Annotated in this window: 15 protein-coding genes; 12 read left to right on the forward strand and 3 right to left on the reverse strand. The window is 46.4% G+C overall.

The window, feature by feature from the left end:
* Positions 1–155: 155 nt before the first annotated feature.
* Entirely contained in the window at positions 156–1694 is a 1539-nt protein-coding gene (locus QUB25_RS01735; RefSeq protein ID WP_333181825.1) for a M10 family metallopeptidase C-terminal domain-containing protein, read from the forward strand.
* A gap of 170 nt (positions 1695–1864) precedes the next feature.
* On the opposite strand, the gene QUB25_RS01740 is transcribed toward QUB25_RS01735, so the two are convergent.
* Positions 1865–2779 (reverse strand): alpha/beta fold hydrolase, encoded by a 915-nt coding sequence (locus QUB25_RS01740; protein WP_333181826.1) that lies wholly within the window; start codon positions 2777–2779, stop codon positions 1865–1867.
* 248 nt (positions 2780–3027) lie between these two features.
* Here QUB25_RS01740 and speB point away from each other — a divergent pair, with 248 nt between their 5' ends.
* The 10 genes from speB (at position 3028) to QUB25_RS01790 (ending at position 14189) form a co-directional block, all read left to right on the forward strand.
* Positions 3028–3957: an agmatinase gene (gene speB, locus QUB25_RS01745; protein WP_333063361.1), complete on the forward strand. Its 930-nt coding sequence runs from the start codon at positions 3028–3030 to the stop codon at positions 3955–3957.
* A gap of 133 nt (positions 3958–4090) precedes the next feature.
* Positions 4091–4648 carry a thioredoxin family protein gene (locus QUB25_RS01750; protein ID WP_333063360.1) on the forward strand — a complete coding sequence of 186 codons (558 nt, stop codon included), beginning with the start codon at positions 4091–4093 and terminating at the stop codon, positions 4646–4648.
* Between the two features lie 179 nt (positions 4649–4827).
* A complete protein-coding gene (gene modA, locus QUB25_RS01755; RefSeq protein ID WP_333181827.1) occupies positions 4828–5634 on the forward strand; it encodes a molybdate ABC transporter substrate-binding protein in 807 nt (268 codons plus the stop codon).
* Positions 5635–5704: 70 nt separating this feature from the next.
* A complete protein-coding gene (modB, locus tag QUB25_RS01760; RefSeq protein ID WP_333181828.1) occupies positions 5705–7525 on the forward strand; it encodes a molybdate ABC transporter permease subunit in 1821 nt (606 codons plus the stop codon).
* Between the two features lie 90 nt (positions 7526–7615).
* Positions 7616–8014 (forward strand): peptide-methionine (R)-S-oxide reductase MsrB, encoded by a 399-nt coding sequence (msrB, locus tag QUB25_RS01765; RefSeq protein ID WP_333181829.1) that lies wholly within the window; start codon positions 7616–7618, stop codon positions 8012–8014.
* 131 nt (positions 8015–8145) lie between these two features.
* Positions 8146–8874, forward strand: coding sequence for a UMP kinase (gene pyrH / locus QUB25_RS01770; RefSeq protein WP_071884014.1), 729 nt, complete (start codon positions 8146–8148; stop codon positions 8872–8874).
* Positions 8861–9409: a ribosome recycling factor gene (frr, locus tag QUB25_RS01775; RefSeq protein WP_333034638.1), complete on the forward strand. Its 549-nt coding sequence runs from the start codon at positions 8861–8863 to the stop codon at positions 9407–9409. Before pyrH ends, frr begins: the two co-directional genes overlap by 14 nt.
* Before the next feature lie 87 nt (positions 9410–9496).
* Positions 9497–9889, forward strand: coding sequence for a hypothetical protein (locus QUB25_RS01780; RefSeq protein ID WP_333063357.1), 393 nt, complete (start codon positions 9497–9499; stop codon positions 9887–9889).
* Between the two features lie 471 nt (positions 9890–10360).
* Positions 10361–10813: an NADAR domain-containing protein gene (locus QUB25_RS01785; RefSeq protein ID WP_333063356.1), complete on the forward strand. Its 453-nt coding sequence runs from the start codon at positions 10361–10363 to the stop codon at positions 10811–10813.
* Between the two features lie 370 nt (positions 10814–11183).
* Positions 11184–14189 (forward strand): GAF domain-containing protein, encoded by a 3006-nt coding sequence (locus QUB25_RS01790; protein ID WP_333181830.1) that lies wholly within the window; start codon positions 11184–11186, stop codon positions 14187–14189.
* Between the two features lie 7 nt (positions 14190–14196).
* On the opposite strand, the gene QUB25_RS01795 is transcribed toward QUB25_RS01790, so the two are convergent.
* Entirely contained in the window at positions 14197–14973 is a 777-nt protein-coding gene (locus QUB25_RS01795) for a pentapeptide repeat-containing protein (RefSeq protein WP_333181831.1), read from the reverse strand.
* Positions 14974–15233: 260 nt separating this feature from the next.
* The gene (locus QUB25_RS01800) at positions 15234–15878 is read right to left on the reverse strand and encodes a pentapeptide repeat-containing protein (RefSeq protein ID WP_333034648.1); all 645 of its coding nucleotides are present in this window, start codon (positions 15876–15878) and stop codon (positions 15234–15236) included.
* Between the two features lie 958 nt (positions 15879–16836).
* Here QUB25_RS01800 and QUB25_RS01805 point away from each other — a divergent pair.
* Positions 16837–17274 (forward strand): helix-turn-helix domain-containing protein, encoded by a 438-nt coding sequence (locus QUB25_RS01805; protein WP_333181832.1) that lies wholly within the window; start codon positions 16837–16839, stop codon positions 17272–17274.
* Positions 17275–17547: the final 273 nt, after the last annotated feature.

A 17547-nucleotide genomic window follows, 5' to 3' on the forward strand; every position in this document is an offset into this window, starting at 1 on the left:
CTTCACATTACAAAACTGTAATCCTAGGACAGGAATAAATGTCATATTCCACCAGCTTAATGATTGTAGAGACTAACTCAAAGGCAGATCGATAATTCATTTCTTTAGCCTGACAACTGCTTCAAACTTAGAAAATTAATCCAGGTAATTACATCATGCCAGCACTATTTCCTAATTCAATTAATGCACCGGGCAATCCTCCCCAAAATCAAGGCGCAGCGGGCAACCAACCTCCTCAAAATCAAGGCGCACCGGGCAACCAACCTCCTCAAAATCAAGGCGCAGCGGGCAACCAACCTCCCCAAAATCAAGGCGCAGCGGGCAATCCTCCCGAAAACCAAGGCGCACCGGGCAATCCTCCAGGGCAAAATCAGGGCGCAGCGGGCAACCAACCTCCCCAAAATCAAGGCGCAGCGGGCAACCAACCTCCCCAAAACCAAGGCGCAGCGGGCAACCAACCTCCCCAAAACCAAGGCGCAGCGGGCAACCAACCTCCCCAAAATGAAGGCGCAGCGGGCAACCAACCTCCCCAAAACCAAGGCGCACTGGGCAATCCACCTCCTCAAAACCAAGGCGCAGCGGGCAATCAACCTCCGCAAAACCAAGGCGCACCTGCCAATCCTCCCGAAAACCAAGGCGCATTGGGCAATCCCCCTCAAAATCAAGGCGCAGCGGGCAACCAACCTCCTCAAAACCAAGGCGCACCTGGCAATATTCCTCCTCAAAACCAGGGCGAAATCGGCAATATTCCTCCTCAAAACCAGGGCGAAATCGGCAATATTCCTCCTCAAAACCAAGGCGCACCTGGCAATCCTCCTCCCCAAAATCAAGGCGCACCGGGTGGCAATCCTCCTTCTCAAAATCAGGAAGCACAACTTACGAATTCTGCTTTACCTCCCCAAAACCAAACTCCACCCCCTCCCCCAGCTAACAGTATTAGCACCACAGGAGGAAACGACAATATTACCGGAGATAGTTTAGATAACTTTATCCTAGGCAGTAGCGGCACAGATACCATAACTGGAGGAGCAGGCACGGATACAATTAGCTATCATTCCCTCGGCAGCGGCATTACCATTGAGGCTAAAGGTATTGTAGATAAAGGCGCAGCCGGTACAGATACCATGCAAAATATAGAACAAATAATTGCTCCTTTAGGGCAGATTAATACCATCGATGCTTCTACAGGTAGCGGCACAGCTTCTATTAATGTGGATTTGTCGCAGAATCGTTTGGCGGTTAACAATTTACCCGGTATCGGCACTCTGAATTTTACTGTAGAGAATTTCGTTAATGTCACAGGAACTCCGAATGTAGATGTCCTTACCGGAAACATCCTAAACAATTCTTTAGTAGGAGGAGATGGTAACGATACACTCTCTGGTTTGCGCGGCAATGATACCCTGATTGGAGTAAATCCATTGAGTGCTACACCGGGAAGCAATGATACGGATGTGCTGATTGGGGGTCGGGGTAGAGATATTTTTGTTCTCGGTGATGCGGCAATTAGCTACTATCAGGGAACAGGAGTTGCACTGATTCAGGATTTCCAACAGGGAATCGATCGCATTCAGTTACGCGGGAGTCTCTCTGACTACAATATTGTTGGTAACTCCATCAATTTGGCTGGTACATCTGACCAAATTGCTGTAATTCAAGGGGGCTTTACTCCTGATAGTTTCCTGTTTGTGTAATATCGATTCCGGCTGCAATCCTTATGATACCGAGGACACGGCACTGCCGTGTCCTAATTTCTTCTTCCTACTTCTTCCTTTGTGATAAGAGCGCTTACGCGCCGCTTCGCTAACGCACGTCGAAGCGTTTCAATCAAACCAATTATTCCTGTCGGAAATAAGTAAAAGCCCTAATTTTCTGCAATTACCGATCGCTCTTTAATCCAATCGAGTAAAATAGGATTGACCAATTCCGGCGCTTCATCTTGCGGGCAGTGCCCCACTCCCTCCAAAGGAATAAACTTTTCAACAGCCGGAAACTTTGCCAATTCTCGGCCCAATGCGATCGGCTCCCAAGGGTCATCTGTCCCCCACAAAATCAAAGCCGGACAGCTCAAACGCGGCAACAAATCCTCCGGTAGCGGACCTTGAGAATAACTGATAAATGCTACAAATACTTCGACTGCGCCGCTGTCTTTGGCAGGTTTCAGCAGCATATTTACCAGTTCGTCGCTGACAGCTTCGGGACGGCGATATGCTTGCAAAAGCACTTTTTTTACTGTTTTTGGCGTTGCTAATTGTTTAAAAAATAGTTGACTTATCCACTTGATATTTAAAACTTTTTGTGCGATTGGCGCTCCAAAACTGCGATACCAAGGCAATTCGGCGCGTTTGCGATCGTGCAGCAACCGCAAGGAACAATTGAGTAAAATTACGCCAGAAGCAATGTTGGGAAAATCAACAGCCGCTTGCATAATTGCCACGCAGCCGATCGAATTTCCCACCAAAAAAGCCGGTCCGCCCGCAACTTCCCGACAAAAATCAGCAATTAGCTGTCCCCAAGTTTCAAAAGTATAGTCAATCTCAAGTTTGGGCGCGGGTTTAGCAGAACCGCCAAAACCGATGAGGTCGATCGCATAACAGCGGCAATCAGCAGCCAGCGCCGGCAAATTCTTGCGCCAGTGGCCCCAAGACGCACCAAAACCGTGGACAAACACCACAGCAGGCCCCTGGGAACCCGCAGCCTGGTAGCAAATCGGAAAGCCTTTCCACAGCCAAGTTTGAGGGACAACAGCAGTTGACGAAGTGGGAGTAGAAGATGTCATGCGATTTTAGATTTTAGATTTTAGATTTTAGATGAATGCAAGGCTGCAAAGAACTCAAGTCAATACTACAAACCGTATCGCAATTCGAGGCAACCGCTAGGACATAAATCCCAAACCCTCTTCCCTCCTCCCTCTGCGCCCTCTGCGCCCTCTGCGGTTAATTCCTCTTCCTTCTTCCTTTGCAGTTAGAGCCGATATTATGTCACGATTAAACCTGCTGACTTCTTTGCTGTATTAAAATTTCCCTTATGCCAACAATCATTTCCACTGCTGTCGTACCGTTTCTGGGGTCGGAAATTGTACCCGACTACGACACCGCCAAAGTAGTTATCTTACCAATTCCCTACGAAGCTACCACCACTTACCGCCGGGGGTGCGAAAACGGGCCGGCGAAACTTCTAGAAGCTTCTCATCAACTCGAGTGCTACGACGAAGAATTGGATTCCGAAGTTTGCTACGATGTCGGAATTTATACACAAGAGCCGATCGCCGATACCCGCAACAGGCAACCGGTTTCATCCTCAGAAATGCTCCAAGTCACCCAAGCCGCAGTCCACCAGCTAGTTACCGAAAATAAATTTGTCATTTCCCTCGGAGGCGAACACAGCATCACTGCCGGCGTTGTCGAAGGTTATCGCCAAGCATACCCAAACGAACCTTTCACAGTCGTGCAAATCGATGCCCACGGCGACTTGCGGCACGAATACGAAGGCTCGATTCACAACCACGCCTGCGTGATGCGACGTATTGTAGATATGGGCTTACCGACACTGCAAATCGGGATTCGCGCTATCTGCAAGGAAGAAGCCGACTTGATTAAAGCAAAACAGCTAAACGTGATTCGAGCTCGCGAAATCGCTACTCAACCGGATTGGGCCGATCGGGCAATTGCCAGCATCACAACTAAGCGAGTCTTTTTGACGATCGACTTAGACGGCATCGATCCGACTTTAATTCCAGGGGTGGGAACACCCGAACCGGGCGGGTTAAATTGGTATTCCCTCACCGCATTTTTGCGCCGCATCTTCGAGTCCTACGAAGTAATCGGGTGTGACATTATGGAATTAGCACCTATTGTAGATTCTGTAGTCTCAGAATTTACCGCCGCCAAATTAGCATACAAACTTATTGGATACCAAGCTCTGGCTCAAGGTTGGCTAAAGCCAGACGAGGAATAAATCGCGAAGTACGAACCACAATAGGCTGTTGGCAAGGCTAGAATTAAGCTAAAGCCAAACAACAGCCAATTTTATTCGTGCTGACAGTTTCATCTTTCATGCTAGCAAATCCTGCTCTTCACCTCCTGAAAACATGAGTTTACTAATGGATACAACGGGTACTCCCATTAACGGCTACGCTCCCGATTTTGAACTGCCGGGAGTGGACGAAGAAGTTCACCATTTAGCTCGATACTTAGAAAAATTTCGGGCGATCGCGGTGATATTTATGTGCAATCACTGCCCTTACGTGCAGTTGTATCTCAATCGCATGAAAGAACTTCAAGCAGATTTTCAAGATCGAGATGTTACTTTAATCGGGATTAATGCTAATGATGCAAACCAGCATCCCGACGACAGTTTTGAAAACATGAAAATTTTTGCTGCCAACAATCAACTCAACTTCCCGTACATCCGAGATGTTGCTCAAGATGTGGCTGAAAGTTTTGGGGCTTCTAAAACGCCGGAAGTTTTTTTGTTAGACCAAGACGGCAGATTGCGCTATAAAGGTTTAATTGACGACAACGCCGACGATCCGGCGGCGGTGCAGGTTTCTTATCTGCGGAGTGCGATCGACCAATTGCTCAACAGTCAACCCGTTGAGCCTTCAACTACAGAGGCGATAGGCTGTTCCGTCAAATGGCGAGCATAGGCAGATTTAAAATTAACGTTCCGGCAGTAATTATTAACTGGTTCCCTGGCTGTGCCTGGGAACCTATTTCCAGAGGCTCTGCCTCGTCAAAGAGTGGACGCAAATTGGAGGTACAGCCTCCGAATCTGCTTTACCAGGCAGAGCCTGGTAAGGAGTAAAAAGATTCAAAACAATTTTCTGTGAACTTAAAAAGTAGACCTATTCCCAACTTAATTCTCGCAGTCGCCTTCATGCTAGCACTGCTGATTAGTTGGAACTTATTTAAGAACTTTTCCTCAGTCGATACGCCGCAGCGCACCTCCTTAAACGTATCCGCTGCTATCAGTCTATCGAAACCTTTAGAGGAAATCAAAGCTGTTTATCAAAGCAGTAATCCGAATTTTACTATTACTTATAATTTTGGTGGTTCCGGTGCTCTAGAACAGCAAATTCAGCAAGGCGCCCCGGTAGATGTATTTTTCAGCGCCGCCACCAACCCAATGGATGCTTTGCAGCAATCCAACCTGCTAATTAACGACACGCGCCGCAATTTGCTGACAAATCGCCTAGTTTTGATTGCTCCCAAAAACGGTGTTGCTTTGAGCGATTTCAAACAGTTGACAGATGCCAGAATCAAGAAAATTGCGATCGGCGAACCGAAAAGCGTACCTGTGGGCCAATACGCTCAGGAAATGTTAACTAAGCTTGGATTGTGGCAGCAAGTCCAGCCAAAATTAGTGCTAGGAAATAACGTCCGCCAAGTGCTGACATTTGTCGAAAGCGGTAACGTTGATGCTGGCATAGTTTATGCGACTGACGCCAAAGCCTCCGACAAAGTAACTGTGCTGCTAAGGGCTGCCGAAAATTTGCACTCGCCCATTGTTTATCCGCTGGCAGTTATTAAAAACAGCCGCAATCCGGCTGGGGCAAAAGCGTTTGTTGACTTTTTGGCGGGCGATCGCGCTAAAATAGTATTTCAGAAATACGGATTTGGCATAGTTCGATAACTAACTAATTATGGATTTTTTACCGCTGATGAAAGCAGATAAGCGCTGATTAACGCGGATGTATTTATAAATGGAATTTGATATTTCTCCGCTCTGGATATCTCTAAAATCCTCCGCTATTGCGACATTTATCACCTTTTTCCTGGGAATAGGTGCCGCCCGGTGGATGCTTTCAAGTCGCATCAGAGGTAAAGCTTTGATTGAAGGCATTTTAATTTCTCCCTTAGTTTTACCGCCCACAGTCGTCGGATTTTTGCTGCTGCTGCTGTTTGGGAGAAATGGGGCGATCGGGCAATTTTTGCTACAATTCGACTTAACTATAATTTTCACTTGGCAAGCCGCCGCCATTACTGCCACAGTTGTATCATTTCCCCTCATGTACAAAACTGCTTTGGGAGCTTTTGAGCAAATTGATGCCAATCTTCTCAATGCAGCCCGCACTTTGGGGGCCTCGGAGTGGCAAGTCTTTTGGCGCATTATGTTGCCGCTAGCATGGCCGGGAATTTTAGCAGGAACTATTCTCGCATTTGCTCGCGCTTTGGGTGAATTCGGGGCGACGCTGATGTTAGCGGGGAACATTCCCGGACAAACTCAAACTATCCCGATGGCAATTTATTTTGCTGTGGAAGCTGGCGATATGAGGCAAGCTGCTATTTGGGTTTTGATTATTCTTAGTCTTTCTTTGAGCGTGCTAACTGCTGTTAATTTTTGGACTGATTTACAAAGGATATCGCGCCAATCAAATTCGAGCCAAAAACTGGAATCTAATTTTTCCAAAACTGCCTATTATTTTACCACAAAGTCCACAACTAAACAACCGGAAAGCGGACTTTGTTTAAAGATTTTTAAACCTCTCTCGGGCTTTGCCTTGGATGTTGGCTTCGATATCAGCCCGGAGGTCCTGGGAATTTTGGGCGCATCGGGTTCCGGCAAAAGCATGACTCTGCGCTGCATCGCTGGTTTGGAAACTCCCAGCAGCGGTAAAATTGCAGTCAACGGCCGGGTTTTATTTGACTCAGCACAGGGCATTAATGTACCTTCTAAAGACCGCCGCATCGGTTTTTTGTTTCAAAATTACGCTTTATTTCCTCACTTGACTGTGGCTGAAAATATTGCGTTTGGCTTGCAGCATTTATCTGAAAGCGAGCAAAAAATTCGGGTAAAAGAACAACTAATTTCGGTGCAAATGTCGGGACTGGAAAACCGTTACCCGCACGAACTTTCGGGGGGCCAACAGCAGCGGGTGGCTTTGGCTAGGGCGATCGCCCCTTCTCCCGATTTGCTGCTGTTAGACGAACCGTTTTCTGCTTTGGATACTCACTTACGCAGTCAACTTGAACGGGAGTTAATGCAGACTCTGGCTAATTATCGGGGAATTACTTTGTTTGTCAGCCACAATTTAGAGGAAGTTTACCGGGTGTGCAAAAATCTGTTGGTATTGGCCGAGGGAAGGCCGATCGCCTTTGATACCAAAGAAAACATTTTTGATCGCCCTGGCAACTTGACTGTCGCCCAGTTGACGGGCTGCAAGAATTTCTCAGCAGCTAAACCGATCGCAGAAACTCTCGTGGAGGCGATCGACTGGGGCTGTACTCTGACTGTAGTCGAACCCATTCCCAAATCTCTAGTTTCTGTGGGAATTCGGGCTCATCAACTGAGTTTTGTTAGCGGGTGCGATCGTGAAAATACTTTTGCTTGTTGGATCGCCTCGACAGTGGAAACTCCCCACCGGGTGACATTATATCTCAAATTGCACTCGCCTCCCAATGATTCCCAAGATTATCACTTACAAGCCGAAGTTTTCAAGGAAAAATGGAGGGCTATTAAGGACAATCCTTTTCCCTGGTATGTTCATTTCGAGCCAATTAGGTTAATATTAATGGAAGCCTGAGTTAACTAGCAATATACCGTTAATCGTCAACACTCAACAGTTAACCGTCAACACTCATCAGCTAAATACATCTTAACCCAACCTCTAATCATGACTGAAAAACTTAAAAAAACCGACGCTGAATGGCAACAACAACTCACGCCAGAACAGTTTAAAGTCACCCGCAAAAAAGGAACCGAAAGAGCTTTTAGCGGCGAATATCACGACAACAAAAAAACCGGAATTTATAAGTGTATTTGTTGCGGCACAGAGCTATTTAAATCAGAAACAAAGTACGATTCCGGTACCGGTTGGCCGAGTTTCTACGCTCCCGTTAGCGAAGAAAATGTCAAGTGCGAGTCGGATAACACCTTGTTCATGCGCCGCACCGAGGTACTGTGCGCTGTTTGCGACGCTCATCTCGGTCACGTATTTAACGACGGGCCAAAACCTACCGGTCAGCGTTACTGCATGAATTCTGCTGCTCTTAATTTCGTCCCCAAGGATTAAATTTAGTCAACCGTTCTCAGTCAACTGTTCTGGAACAGACTTTTGGGTCTGTTCTGGGTAATTGATGTTCAAAATGCACCCGTACTGCTATCTTATGGTGGAGGCAAAAAGAGTAAAAAAATAGTGGCGGCATGGGGATGGTATATCAGCGAGTTTTGCTGAAGCTCAGCGGTGAAGCGCTTATGGGTAGCTTGGGCTACGGCATCGATCCGGTAGTCGTTCAGTCGATCGCCCAGGAAGTTGCCAAAGTCGTGTCGCAAGGCATTCAAATCGCGATTGTTGTCGGTGGCGGCAACATTTTTCGCGGGGTGAAAGCTGCTTCGGCAGGGATGGATCGGGCAACGGCTGATTATGTGGGCATGATTGCGACGGTGATGAATGCTATCACTTTGCAGGATGCCCTGGAACAAGCAGGAGTGCCAACGAGGGTGCAATCGGCGATCGCCATGCAAGAAGTAGCTGAACCCTACATCCGGCGGCGGGCAATTCGCCACCTCGAAAAAAAACGAGTAGTGATTTTTGGTGCCGGTTCTGGCAACCCTTTTTTTACTACTGATACTACAGCCGCTCTGCGGGCGGCTGAAATTGATGCAGAGGTGATTTTTAAAGCTACTAAGGTAGATGGGGTGTACGATTCCGACCCCCACCTCAACCCCAACGCGCGCAGGTATCAAACCCTCACCTATGCCCACGTCTTGAATCAAGATTTGCGGGTGATGGACAGTACGGCGATCGCCCTTTGCAAAGAAAATAATATTCCTATTATGGTATTTGACCTCTCGGTGTCGGGCAACATCTACCGAGCTGTAATGGGAGAATCTATTGGAACTCTTGTCGGAGGTTTTTGTGAAGTTAGCTGACGCAGAAGATCATATGCAAAAGGCAGTTGAGGCTACTCAACGGTCTTTTAATACTATTCGGACGGGACGGGCCAACGCCTCTCTCCTCGATCGAGTCATGGTAGACTACTACGGCTCTCCAACTCCGATCAAATCCCTTGCCAACATCGGCACCCCGGATGCGACTACGATCACCATTCAACCGTTCGATCGCACAGCGCTCAACTCGATCGAAAAAGCAATTTCCCTGTCCGATGTAGGACTCGTTCCCAACAACGACGGTTCAGTTATTCGCTTGAACATTCCGCCGCTGACGAGCGACAGACGCCAAGAATTTGTCAAAATGGCCGGGAAGTTTGCTGAAGAAGGTAAAGTTGCAATTCGCAATATCCGCCGCGATGCCGTTGACTCGATTCGCAAGCAGGAAAAAAGCAGCGATATCTCTAAAGATGAATCCCGCGACTTGCAAGATAAAATTCAAAAGCTGACGGACAAGTACATTGGCAAAATAGAAGAAGTTCTGGCAGCGAAAGAGAAAGATATCACGACTGTTTAGGGAATCGGAAATTTGGCAGGGGGAATAGGAATAGTTTTGAGATTGCCGAGATCCGGCCGCGAACAACGAGCAGACGCTTAATGATTTGTGAGTTGTGAGTTAAAAACTCAAGATTTAACACTCATTAACTTACCAATTCCTCCTGTCCCATTACCAATCACCCATTACCAGTTGTCCGGTGAAGGAATTCGTCCTGCCATTGTTAGCGGATTTAAGGCTGCTGAGGCGATCGATCGAGCTCTTGGAGGTGCCGACGACGCTAAGGAGCCGTACACTCAATCGATCGCCCAAGAATGCAACACTGATATGGTTTGGGCTAGTCGCTTGGCCCGAGCCTTCTATCAGTTTACAGGAGCTGTTTATCAAGCGGGCCTCCAATTTCCGAGGACTACTCAGTTGATCAGCAAAATTTTGTGTAGCAAACTGCGTTATGCCGATATCGCTAACCGCGCTTTTCATTCTTCTGAGGCCGTTTTATAATGAAGGAAGAGGGAATAATAAATACTCTTAAATCCCCATTGCTTATTCTTGATTTCAAATTCTTAATCCTTAATTTAAAAATAGGAATTACGCACTAAGCTAATCCGCCTTTAAATTGCATGGCTCAATAAAATTTCACTTTTGTGGAGTGGGCCGGAAAGCCCGCCCTCAACACAAAACTTAAATGCACAACAGCTTATTCCTCAGAAAGCCTGTGGATTCCTAGATTTTTACTTGCCCAACCCGCTTTTTTCCAATAAACTGGGTTTAAAAGCGTACCTGCTATTTTAAATAAAGTCTAGGCGAGGATTTTTTAATACAAGCCCCGCGCTACTTATACAATCAATCTCAAATACTCCTGGAGGCAACAAGTGGTTTGACACGTTACTAAGAGCGCGGTAAGGCGCTTCAGGGGCAGCTTAAATAATTACATTCTACCTACATCGTGTAAAATATAAAATCTCAAATCTAATGATAATTTACTTTTATAAAGTAGAGGAGCCTTACGGCTGCTTTTCTAATTTTTCACTACACGACATTTCTCTGCACGGTCAATATTGGTTGACTGTGGAACATTACTATCAAGCCCAAAAATTTGTCAGCACGGATAAAAGATTAGTGGCGGCGATTCAAGCCGTAGCAACTCCTCAAGAAGCCGCTAAACTAGGTCGAGATCCCAACCACCGGATTCGCGATGATTGGGAAGCTGTGAAAATTCCTATTATGCGCGAAGCAGTTTTAACTAAGTTTCTGACTCATACAGACATTCAAGCGATTCTCCTCTCCACAGGGGATCGAGTGATTGTCGAGGATTCGCCAACGGATTACTACTGGGGGTGTGGCTGGGACCGAACCGGTGAAAATCATTTGGGTAAAATTCTGATGAGCGTGCGCCAAGAAATTGGTCAACGCTTTGCGCGCTGATAGAAACTCAAATTCTTTCGTTAATTATCATTATATGAAGTTATACAACAAATGTCAAGTTATCCTAACAATGAAGAATTCTCATAGTGAGAGTTGAAGATTGCGAGAAATTTATAAGAGCATTAAAATAATAATTATTATTTGCTTATGTTGCTCTGCCTGTTGAAGGCAAGGATTAAACCGGCGCGATCGCAGATTTTACTTGCCCCAGCCCACCCGAGGCGATACACCGTCGTCTCTCACCAATGCGCCACCGATTAATTGTACAGATCGGTTGAGTCAAAAACTCAGGGTGAGTTATTTGAGTTTGAACGCTCCAACAGCACATCAAAACTTCTTATTATCATTGTATAAGTACAAAAGGAGATTTATGCAACTCACAGAAAATACGGAAGAATTACATTATAAACTAGACAGAGAAGTTTTGATACGGCGGATAACTGAACGCATTCGCCAATCTCTAGAATTAGAAGATATTTTAACCAGTACAGTAGCAGAAGTGCGGGCTTTTTTGAAAACAGATCGCATTATGATTTACAGGTTTAGTGCCGACGGGAGTGGAGAAGTTGTTGCGGAATCAATTAATAACAACCATCTCCCTTCCTTGAAAGGACTGCACTTTCCCGCAGACGACATTCCCGCGAGCGCCAGGGAGATGTATGTCACTATGCGCCAGCGGACAATAATAGATGTTAACTCAGGGACGATCGTCCTGAGCCCCCTCGATGCTGCAGGCACCGGTCAACCTTTAGTAAAGGAAGAGATGCACTACAGATCGCTCGATCCTTGCCACACCGCTTACCTGATAGCAATGGGAGTGCAATCTTCCTTAGTCGTGCCGATTTTGCACCGCAGGATCGCGTCGCCAAACAGCAAAACAGATATCTGTGAGGCGGCCACGTGTCTGACTAGATACGAGCCAGGAAATAATCAAAAAATTCACATCGAACTGTGGGGACTTTTAGTGTCTCACCACTCCGCGCCCCTCAATATTTCACCAGCAGATTTAGAAGTAGTTCAGCTCGTATCAGATCAATTGTCTAGCGCCATCGCCCACGCGCTCCTCCTCCAGCAAACCCGCTCTCAAGCCGCCCGCGAAGCTACCGTGAGCCGCATAGCAGCCCTGTTGTACGGTCACGTCAACATTCAACTGCAACAGGGTTTAGAAGCTACCGTCACCGCTTTGGGTGGCAGCGGTGGCCGACTCTATCTCAACCCGCCGAAAATCAACGGTGAAAAGTTATCTGCTCCCAAGATTGAGGGAGGATTTCCCATTGCCCCAGCCCACAGTGATGCTACCTTTGAAGTGTTCACCACAGGAGAACAACCGACACTTCCCAACTGGGAAAAAGTTAAGGCGCTCGAAGCTCATCCCCTCTGGCAGGAATGGCTAACCAAAGGATTCAAAAATACGGACCAACTTCCCAAAATTGCCAGTTTTACTAATTCTCAATTCCCTGTTTTGATAATTACCGACTTATACAAAGAAGCTCTATTTAGAGTATTAGTTCCCGCTTTCCAATCTACTCAAATTCGGGGTTTGCTGGTAATTCCCCTCCACTACCAACAACAAGTAGTCGGCTGTTTGACCATTTTTCGCAATGCAATTGATACCGAAAAAATGTGGGCGGGGCGCTTTGACACCAGCGCTGAACAAACCCTTCCTAGACAATCCTTTGAACTCTGGCGAGAAATAAAAAAAGGTCAGTCGCCCGAGTGGAATTACGAGGAAATTGAGCAAGCTTTAGCTATAGGCCGCCAATTTTGTTCGGCAATTGGGCAGTACATTCTTTATAAAGAAGTGCAAACCCTGAATGCCAACTTGGAGCGCCAAGTTCAAGAACGCACCGCCCAATTGCAACAATCCTTGGACTTTGCCAAAGTATTGACGCGAGTTAGAGACCAGATTCGCAGCACCTTAGATTTAAAAATCATACTGCAAACTATTGTGCGAGAAGTCAGAGTTTTGTTGGATACCGATCGCACGGTAATCTACCAATTTGCAGCAGACAGACAGGGCGAGGTAGTTGTCGAAGCTGTTTGCGGCGAGTGGCGGTCTATTTTAGGTATCACATCTCCACAACAATGCTTTCCCGAATTCTCAGACTGCTTTTATCGAGCCGGAGGGGTGCGAGCAATTAATGATATTTATACTGAGGATTTAACACCCTGTCACCGCGAATTTTTGGAAGAGTTGCAGGTAAGAGGAAGTTTAATTGTGCCAATGAGAGGCAAAGATTCCCAATTGTGGGGGTTACTGATTGCCCATGAGTGTTCGGGGCCGAGAGTTTGGCAAACAGCAGAACAGGAATTGGTGCAACATTTAGCGGCTCAAGCTGCGATCGCCATTCACCAAGCAGAACTTTATCAAGAAAGTCTCAATGCAGCAACTGCCGATCGATTAAAAGCCGAACAGCTAGCTAAAACCCTCACAGAATTGCACAATACCCAAGCCCAACTGATTCAAACCGAAAAAATGTCCAGTCTCGGACAACTCCTGGCCGGAGTCGCCCACGAAATAAATAACCCCGTTAACTTTATCTACGGCAATCTGTCCCACGCCAGCGAATACACCAAAGATTTACTCTGCTTGGTGGAACTCTACCGCCAGCACTACCCCAATCCCAACCCAGAAATTAGCGAGTGCTCCGAAGCAATCGACATCGAATTTCTTGCCGAAGATTTGCCAAAAATTTTGGGTTCCATGACAGTCGGAGTTGAGCGCATCCGCCAGTTAGTTGTATCTTTGCGTAATTTTTCCCGGACGGATCAAGCCGAGAAAAAAGCCGTTGACATTCACGAGGGCATAGACAGTACCCTGTTGATTTTGCAGCACCGGATCAAAGCAAATTCCGATCACAACACCGTAGAAATTATTAAAGAATACGGCAAGTTGCCCTTAGTAGAATGCTATGCCAGCTCGCTCAATCAGGTATTTATGAATCTGATCGGTAATGCCCTTGACGCCCTAGAAATGGGAAAAAAAGAGCGAGTTATGAATCTTCCCTTTAAAGTGGCAAGTGCAGCGGCGACGCATTTAAGCTCCCAAATACTGCCTATCGAGTCAGGAGATATAAATGCCACCACCGAGTGTTTGATTCCTGATTTCCCATCCCCTTGCATTCGGATTCGCACTGAATTAATCGATGAAAAAACGGTAGGAATTTGTATTGCCGACAATGGTCACGGCATCCCCAAAGAGTTAATCTCTCATATATTTAATCCGTTTTTTACTACTAAACCCGTAGGTCGGGGCACGGGTTTAGGATTGTCTATCAGTTACCAAATTGTAGTTGAGAAACACCAAGGCGTACTTAAGTGTGTTTCTGTACCCGGTCATGGTACAGAATTCTGGATCGAGATTCCCATGAATTAGGCAACCGTCAAGGCAAGATCAACTTCACCAGCACAGAACCGATCGAGCCCAGAAGACTCATAAAGTTGCCACCGCCGCCCGTGCGGGGTTCCGTAGGCTTTTGACGTGCAACAATGGCTTCGCCTAACTGCTTTGACAAATCCTGACCTTGGGGATTTCCTTGAGCTGCAAAGAGTTTGTTTGCTTGCTCGGCGTCTTGAGTCGCGCCGGCGAAGTCTCCCAAGTCAGCGCGAGACATACTGCGCGCAAAATAAACGGCTGCTAAATCCGATTTCAGATTCAGGGCTTGATTGTAATAATCAATCGCGTTTCTGTAGTTTCCTGCTTGAGCTTCCAGCACTCCCAACCGGTAGAAGTCTTCAGCGGTGCCGATATTGGTTGGCATTCCTCTAACTCCGAGCAGTTGCGCGTTATTTAAATTAGCGCCTTGCAAATTGGCGTCGCTGAGATAGGCACTTCTCAAGTCAGCACCGCTGAGGTTAGCTCCGCTGAGGTTTGCCCCTGTCAGGTTGACGCCAAACAGGCTAGTGCCGCTGAGGTTAGCACCGCTGAGGTCAGCCCCCGTGAGGTTGGCTCGACTGAGGTTAGCCAACCTCAAGTCAGCACCTTTGAGATTGGCTCCTGTTAAGTTGGCTAAAACCAAGCCCGCACTGCTGAGGTCGCAGTTGGGGCATTGTCGGGTGGCTAGTAATTGTTGCGTGTGTTGGATGTTCTCGGCGGGTGCAGGAGCGATCGGGGCGATCGCGCTCAGCACAGTTGCCGCAGCGAGGATTCTGAGTTTCATTTTGACCGTCCAAAATCCAAAATATTAAATCTAAAATAGCTTTTATCCAAGCAATTGAAAATCACCATAACACAAGTTCACCCAACAAATCTTTTGACTCGCCGTATGTAGGAGTTCTGGGCGCCATCAGTACCCTACATTGAAATTCTCGGCCTTACCTTAGTGTCAAATAAAGATTTCGCTGCCAATAAATTAGGGTAATGAATTACTCATTACCCTTTAGCCGCTGTTCTCGGCAACCATAAAAATTAACAAATAAATTAGTCGTGAATCGTGCCGTCGGGCATCGTTGTACCCTTAAGATATACTCCGCTCAGGTTAACTTTTGTAAGGTTTGCTCCCAACAGGTTTGCTCCGCTTAAGTCTGACGCACTTAAAATCGCTTCAGTCAAGTCTGCCCTAATTAGACTCGCCCCCATTAAGTCGGCTCCGCTAAGGTCTACTTTGCTCAAGTTTGCGCCAATTAAATCGCATTCTGTGAGTACCGCCCTACGCAAGTTTACTCCGTAAAGATTTACTCCGTGCAAGTCTGCATGGCTGAGTGTTGCCCTAGATATGTTGGCTCCAATTAAAGTTGCTTGGATCAGGGAAGCTCCGCTCAAGTCTGCTTTACTGAGATTCGCTCCCATCAACTCAGCTCGATGCAGGTTAGCTTCAACTAAAAGTGCTTCTGTGAGGTCGGCTCCACCTAAGTCTGCTTTGCTCAAATTAATCTTGCATAAATTGGCTTTGCCAAAGTTGACTCTGTTAAGTTTGGCTTTGCTAAGATTGGCTCCAATCAGGTCGGCTTCATACAGATTGGCTCCAATCAATTCTGCTTCGTAGAGGTAGACCTCGTGCAGGTAGACCCCGCTAAAATTTCTTTCTCCTATTGCATATAGCTTGAGCAGTTCGTCAACGTTCATTGTGGCTTCTCTACACCTTTTAAATGAAGAATACTGTCAGCAAGCTGGTTACACCGGATGTTCTGCAATTTTAGATTCTGAAAGATTCACACCCAGGGTGAGACTTCCCTCAATCTGCAAGATTTGAGGTGGAAAGTGCTCAACTACCCATAACTTTTTGTGGGTAGTTGAGCTTACTGAGGAGGGGTGTGACTAAGATCACAAAAAAATGCTAGTAGGATCACATAGAAACTCGGCTTTCGATCACAGCAGGCAGGCAAAAATAGCCGATACTTATACTGTAATGCTGAGAAATTGACAATGCCACCCTCGTCGTGTTTTACTCAATTGGCGATAAAGCCAGTAGTTTCACGGATACTTGCCCGCTTGCTGTGAAAGTAGGTTGCAATGTCACTCGGCGCTACCCACTCCGGGTGATGAGAGTGTTGATGTATCAAGATTTCTCGCACAGCGAAAGCCAGAAATGCACTTCTGGGAGTAGGGGAATGTCTCTATAAAAATGCGATCGCTGGTGTAGAGACATTCGCCTGTTTGCTAGCACCTAATGACTAAAAATCGCCCATACGTTCGCAAAAATTACCAATAGATACCAGGAAAACCATGATAGATGTTTAACAATAAAAGAATAAATGGTATTCCTTAAGAGTCACCTATTGCCGCTAATCTTAGAGTCGATCGGTTAACGGCTATCAGTATTAGCAATGACGCTTGTCCATCAAATACAAAACTGACCCAGAAACCGGGTTTTTTACCAAAAAAAATCGTTGCCACCTTGCTCCAGGTTAAAATAATGCGGTTTCTGAGCGTCTGAGTGCCTCCCGGAAGGAAAAAGTTTAATGAGAACGATCGCTTTTGTATGGCTTCAGGGCAAACAAAAGGTCAGCATTTAGGATAGGAGCAGCTTTGGCTCCATTGTCCAACAAAGGTATTGTAGAACGCGAATCTTGAGGTAATTGATATGGCTGGAGTATGTAAGCTTAGCATCACAGAGACAATTGAAGAACTAAAAAACCTGTTAAGTGAACAAAAAACGGCAAGCGGCTTTCAAAAAATTCAAGCACTTTACCTGTTCAAAATTTGTCATGTTAAGACAGTTAAAGAATTGGCTATGACGATCGGGGTAAATCGAATTACAGTCCAGCGGTGGCTGAGAAAGTACCGCTCTGACGGACTCGAAGGACTCCTCGAAACAAAGCACAGCGGCGGCCGCAAGCCTGCCATTCCTCCTTTGGCACGCGCTAGTTTGGCAATGCGCCTCAGCGACCCCCAGGAAGGCTTTAAAAGCTATGGAGAGATTCAAGAGTGGTTGCAGCAGGAATACAGCATTGAGGCTTCCTATAAAGCAGTTTATGCAACAGTCAGATACCACCTAAAAGCCAAGCTGACGAAAGTCTAGACAGTTAATAGCACGTCGGATTAAGCACCGATTATCTAATTGTTTGCCCTCAGCTTTTGAAGATTGTGGGGAGTTGCGTCATCACGACAAACTTGACTAATTCTTTTTTAACAAAACTCGCTCTCATAAACTGCGGAGCATATAAATTATGTGTTGTGGCAATGGGGGTGAGGGGGAGAAGATGTGATGCTTTTCCCGCGTTTTAGAAAGATGCTCAAAAAAAGCGCCAGAAATCATAACTTGCAAGTTTTGTTTAATTTGCAGGTTTTGTTA

The sequence above is a fragment of the Microcoleus sp. B3-D7 genome, from assembly GCF_036705305.1.
In the GTDB taxonomy this organism is placed as follows: domain Bacteria; phylum Cyanobacteriota; class Cyanobacteriia; order Cyanobacteriales; family Microcoleaceae; genus Microcoleus.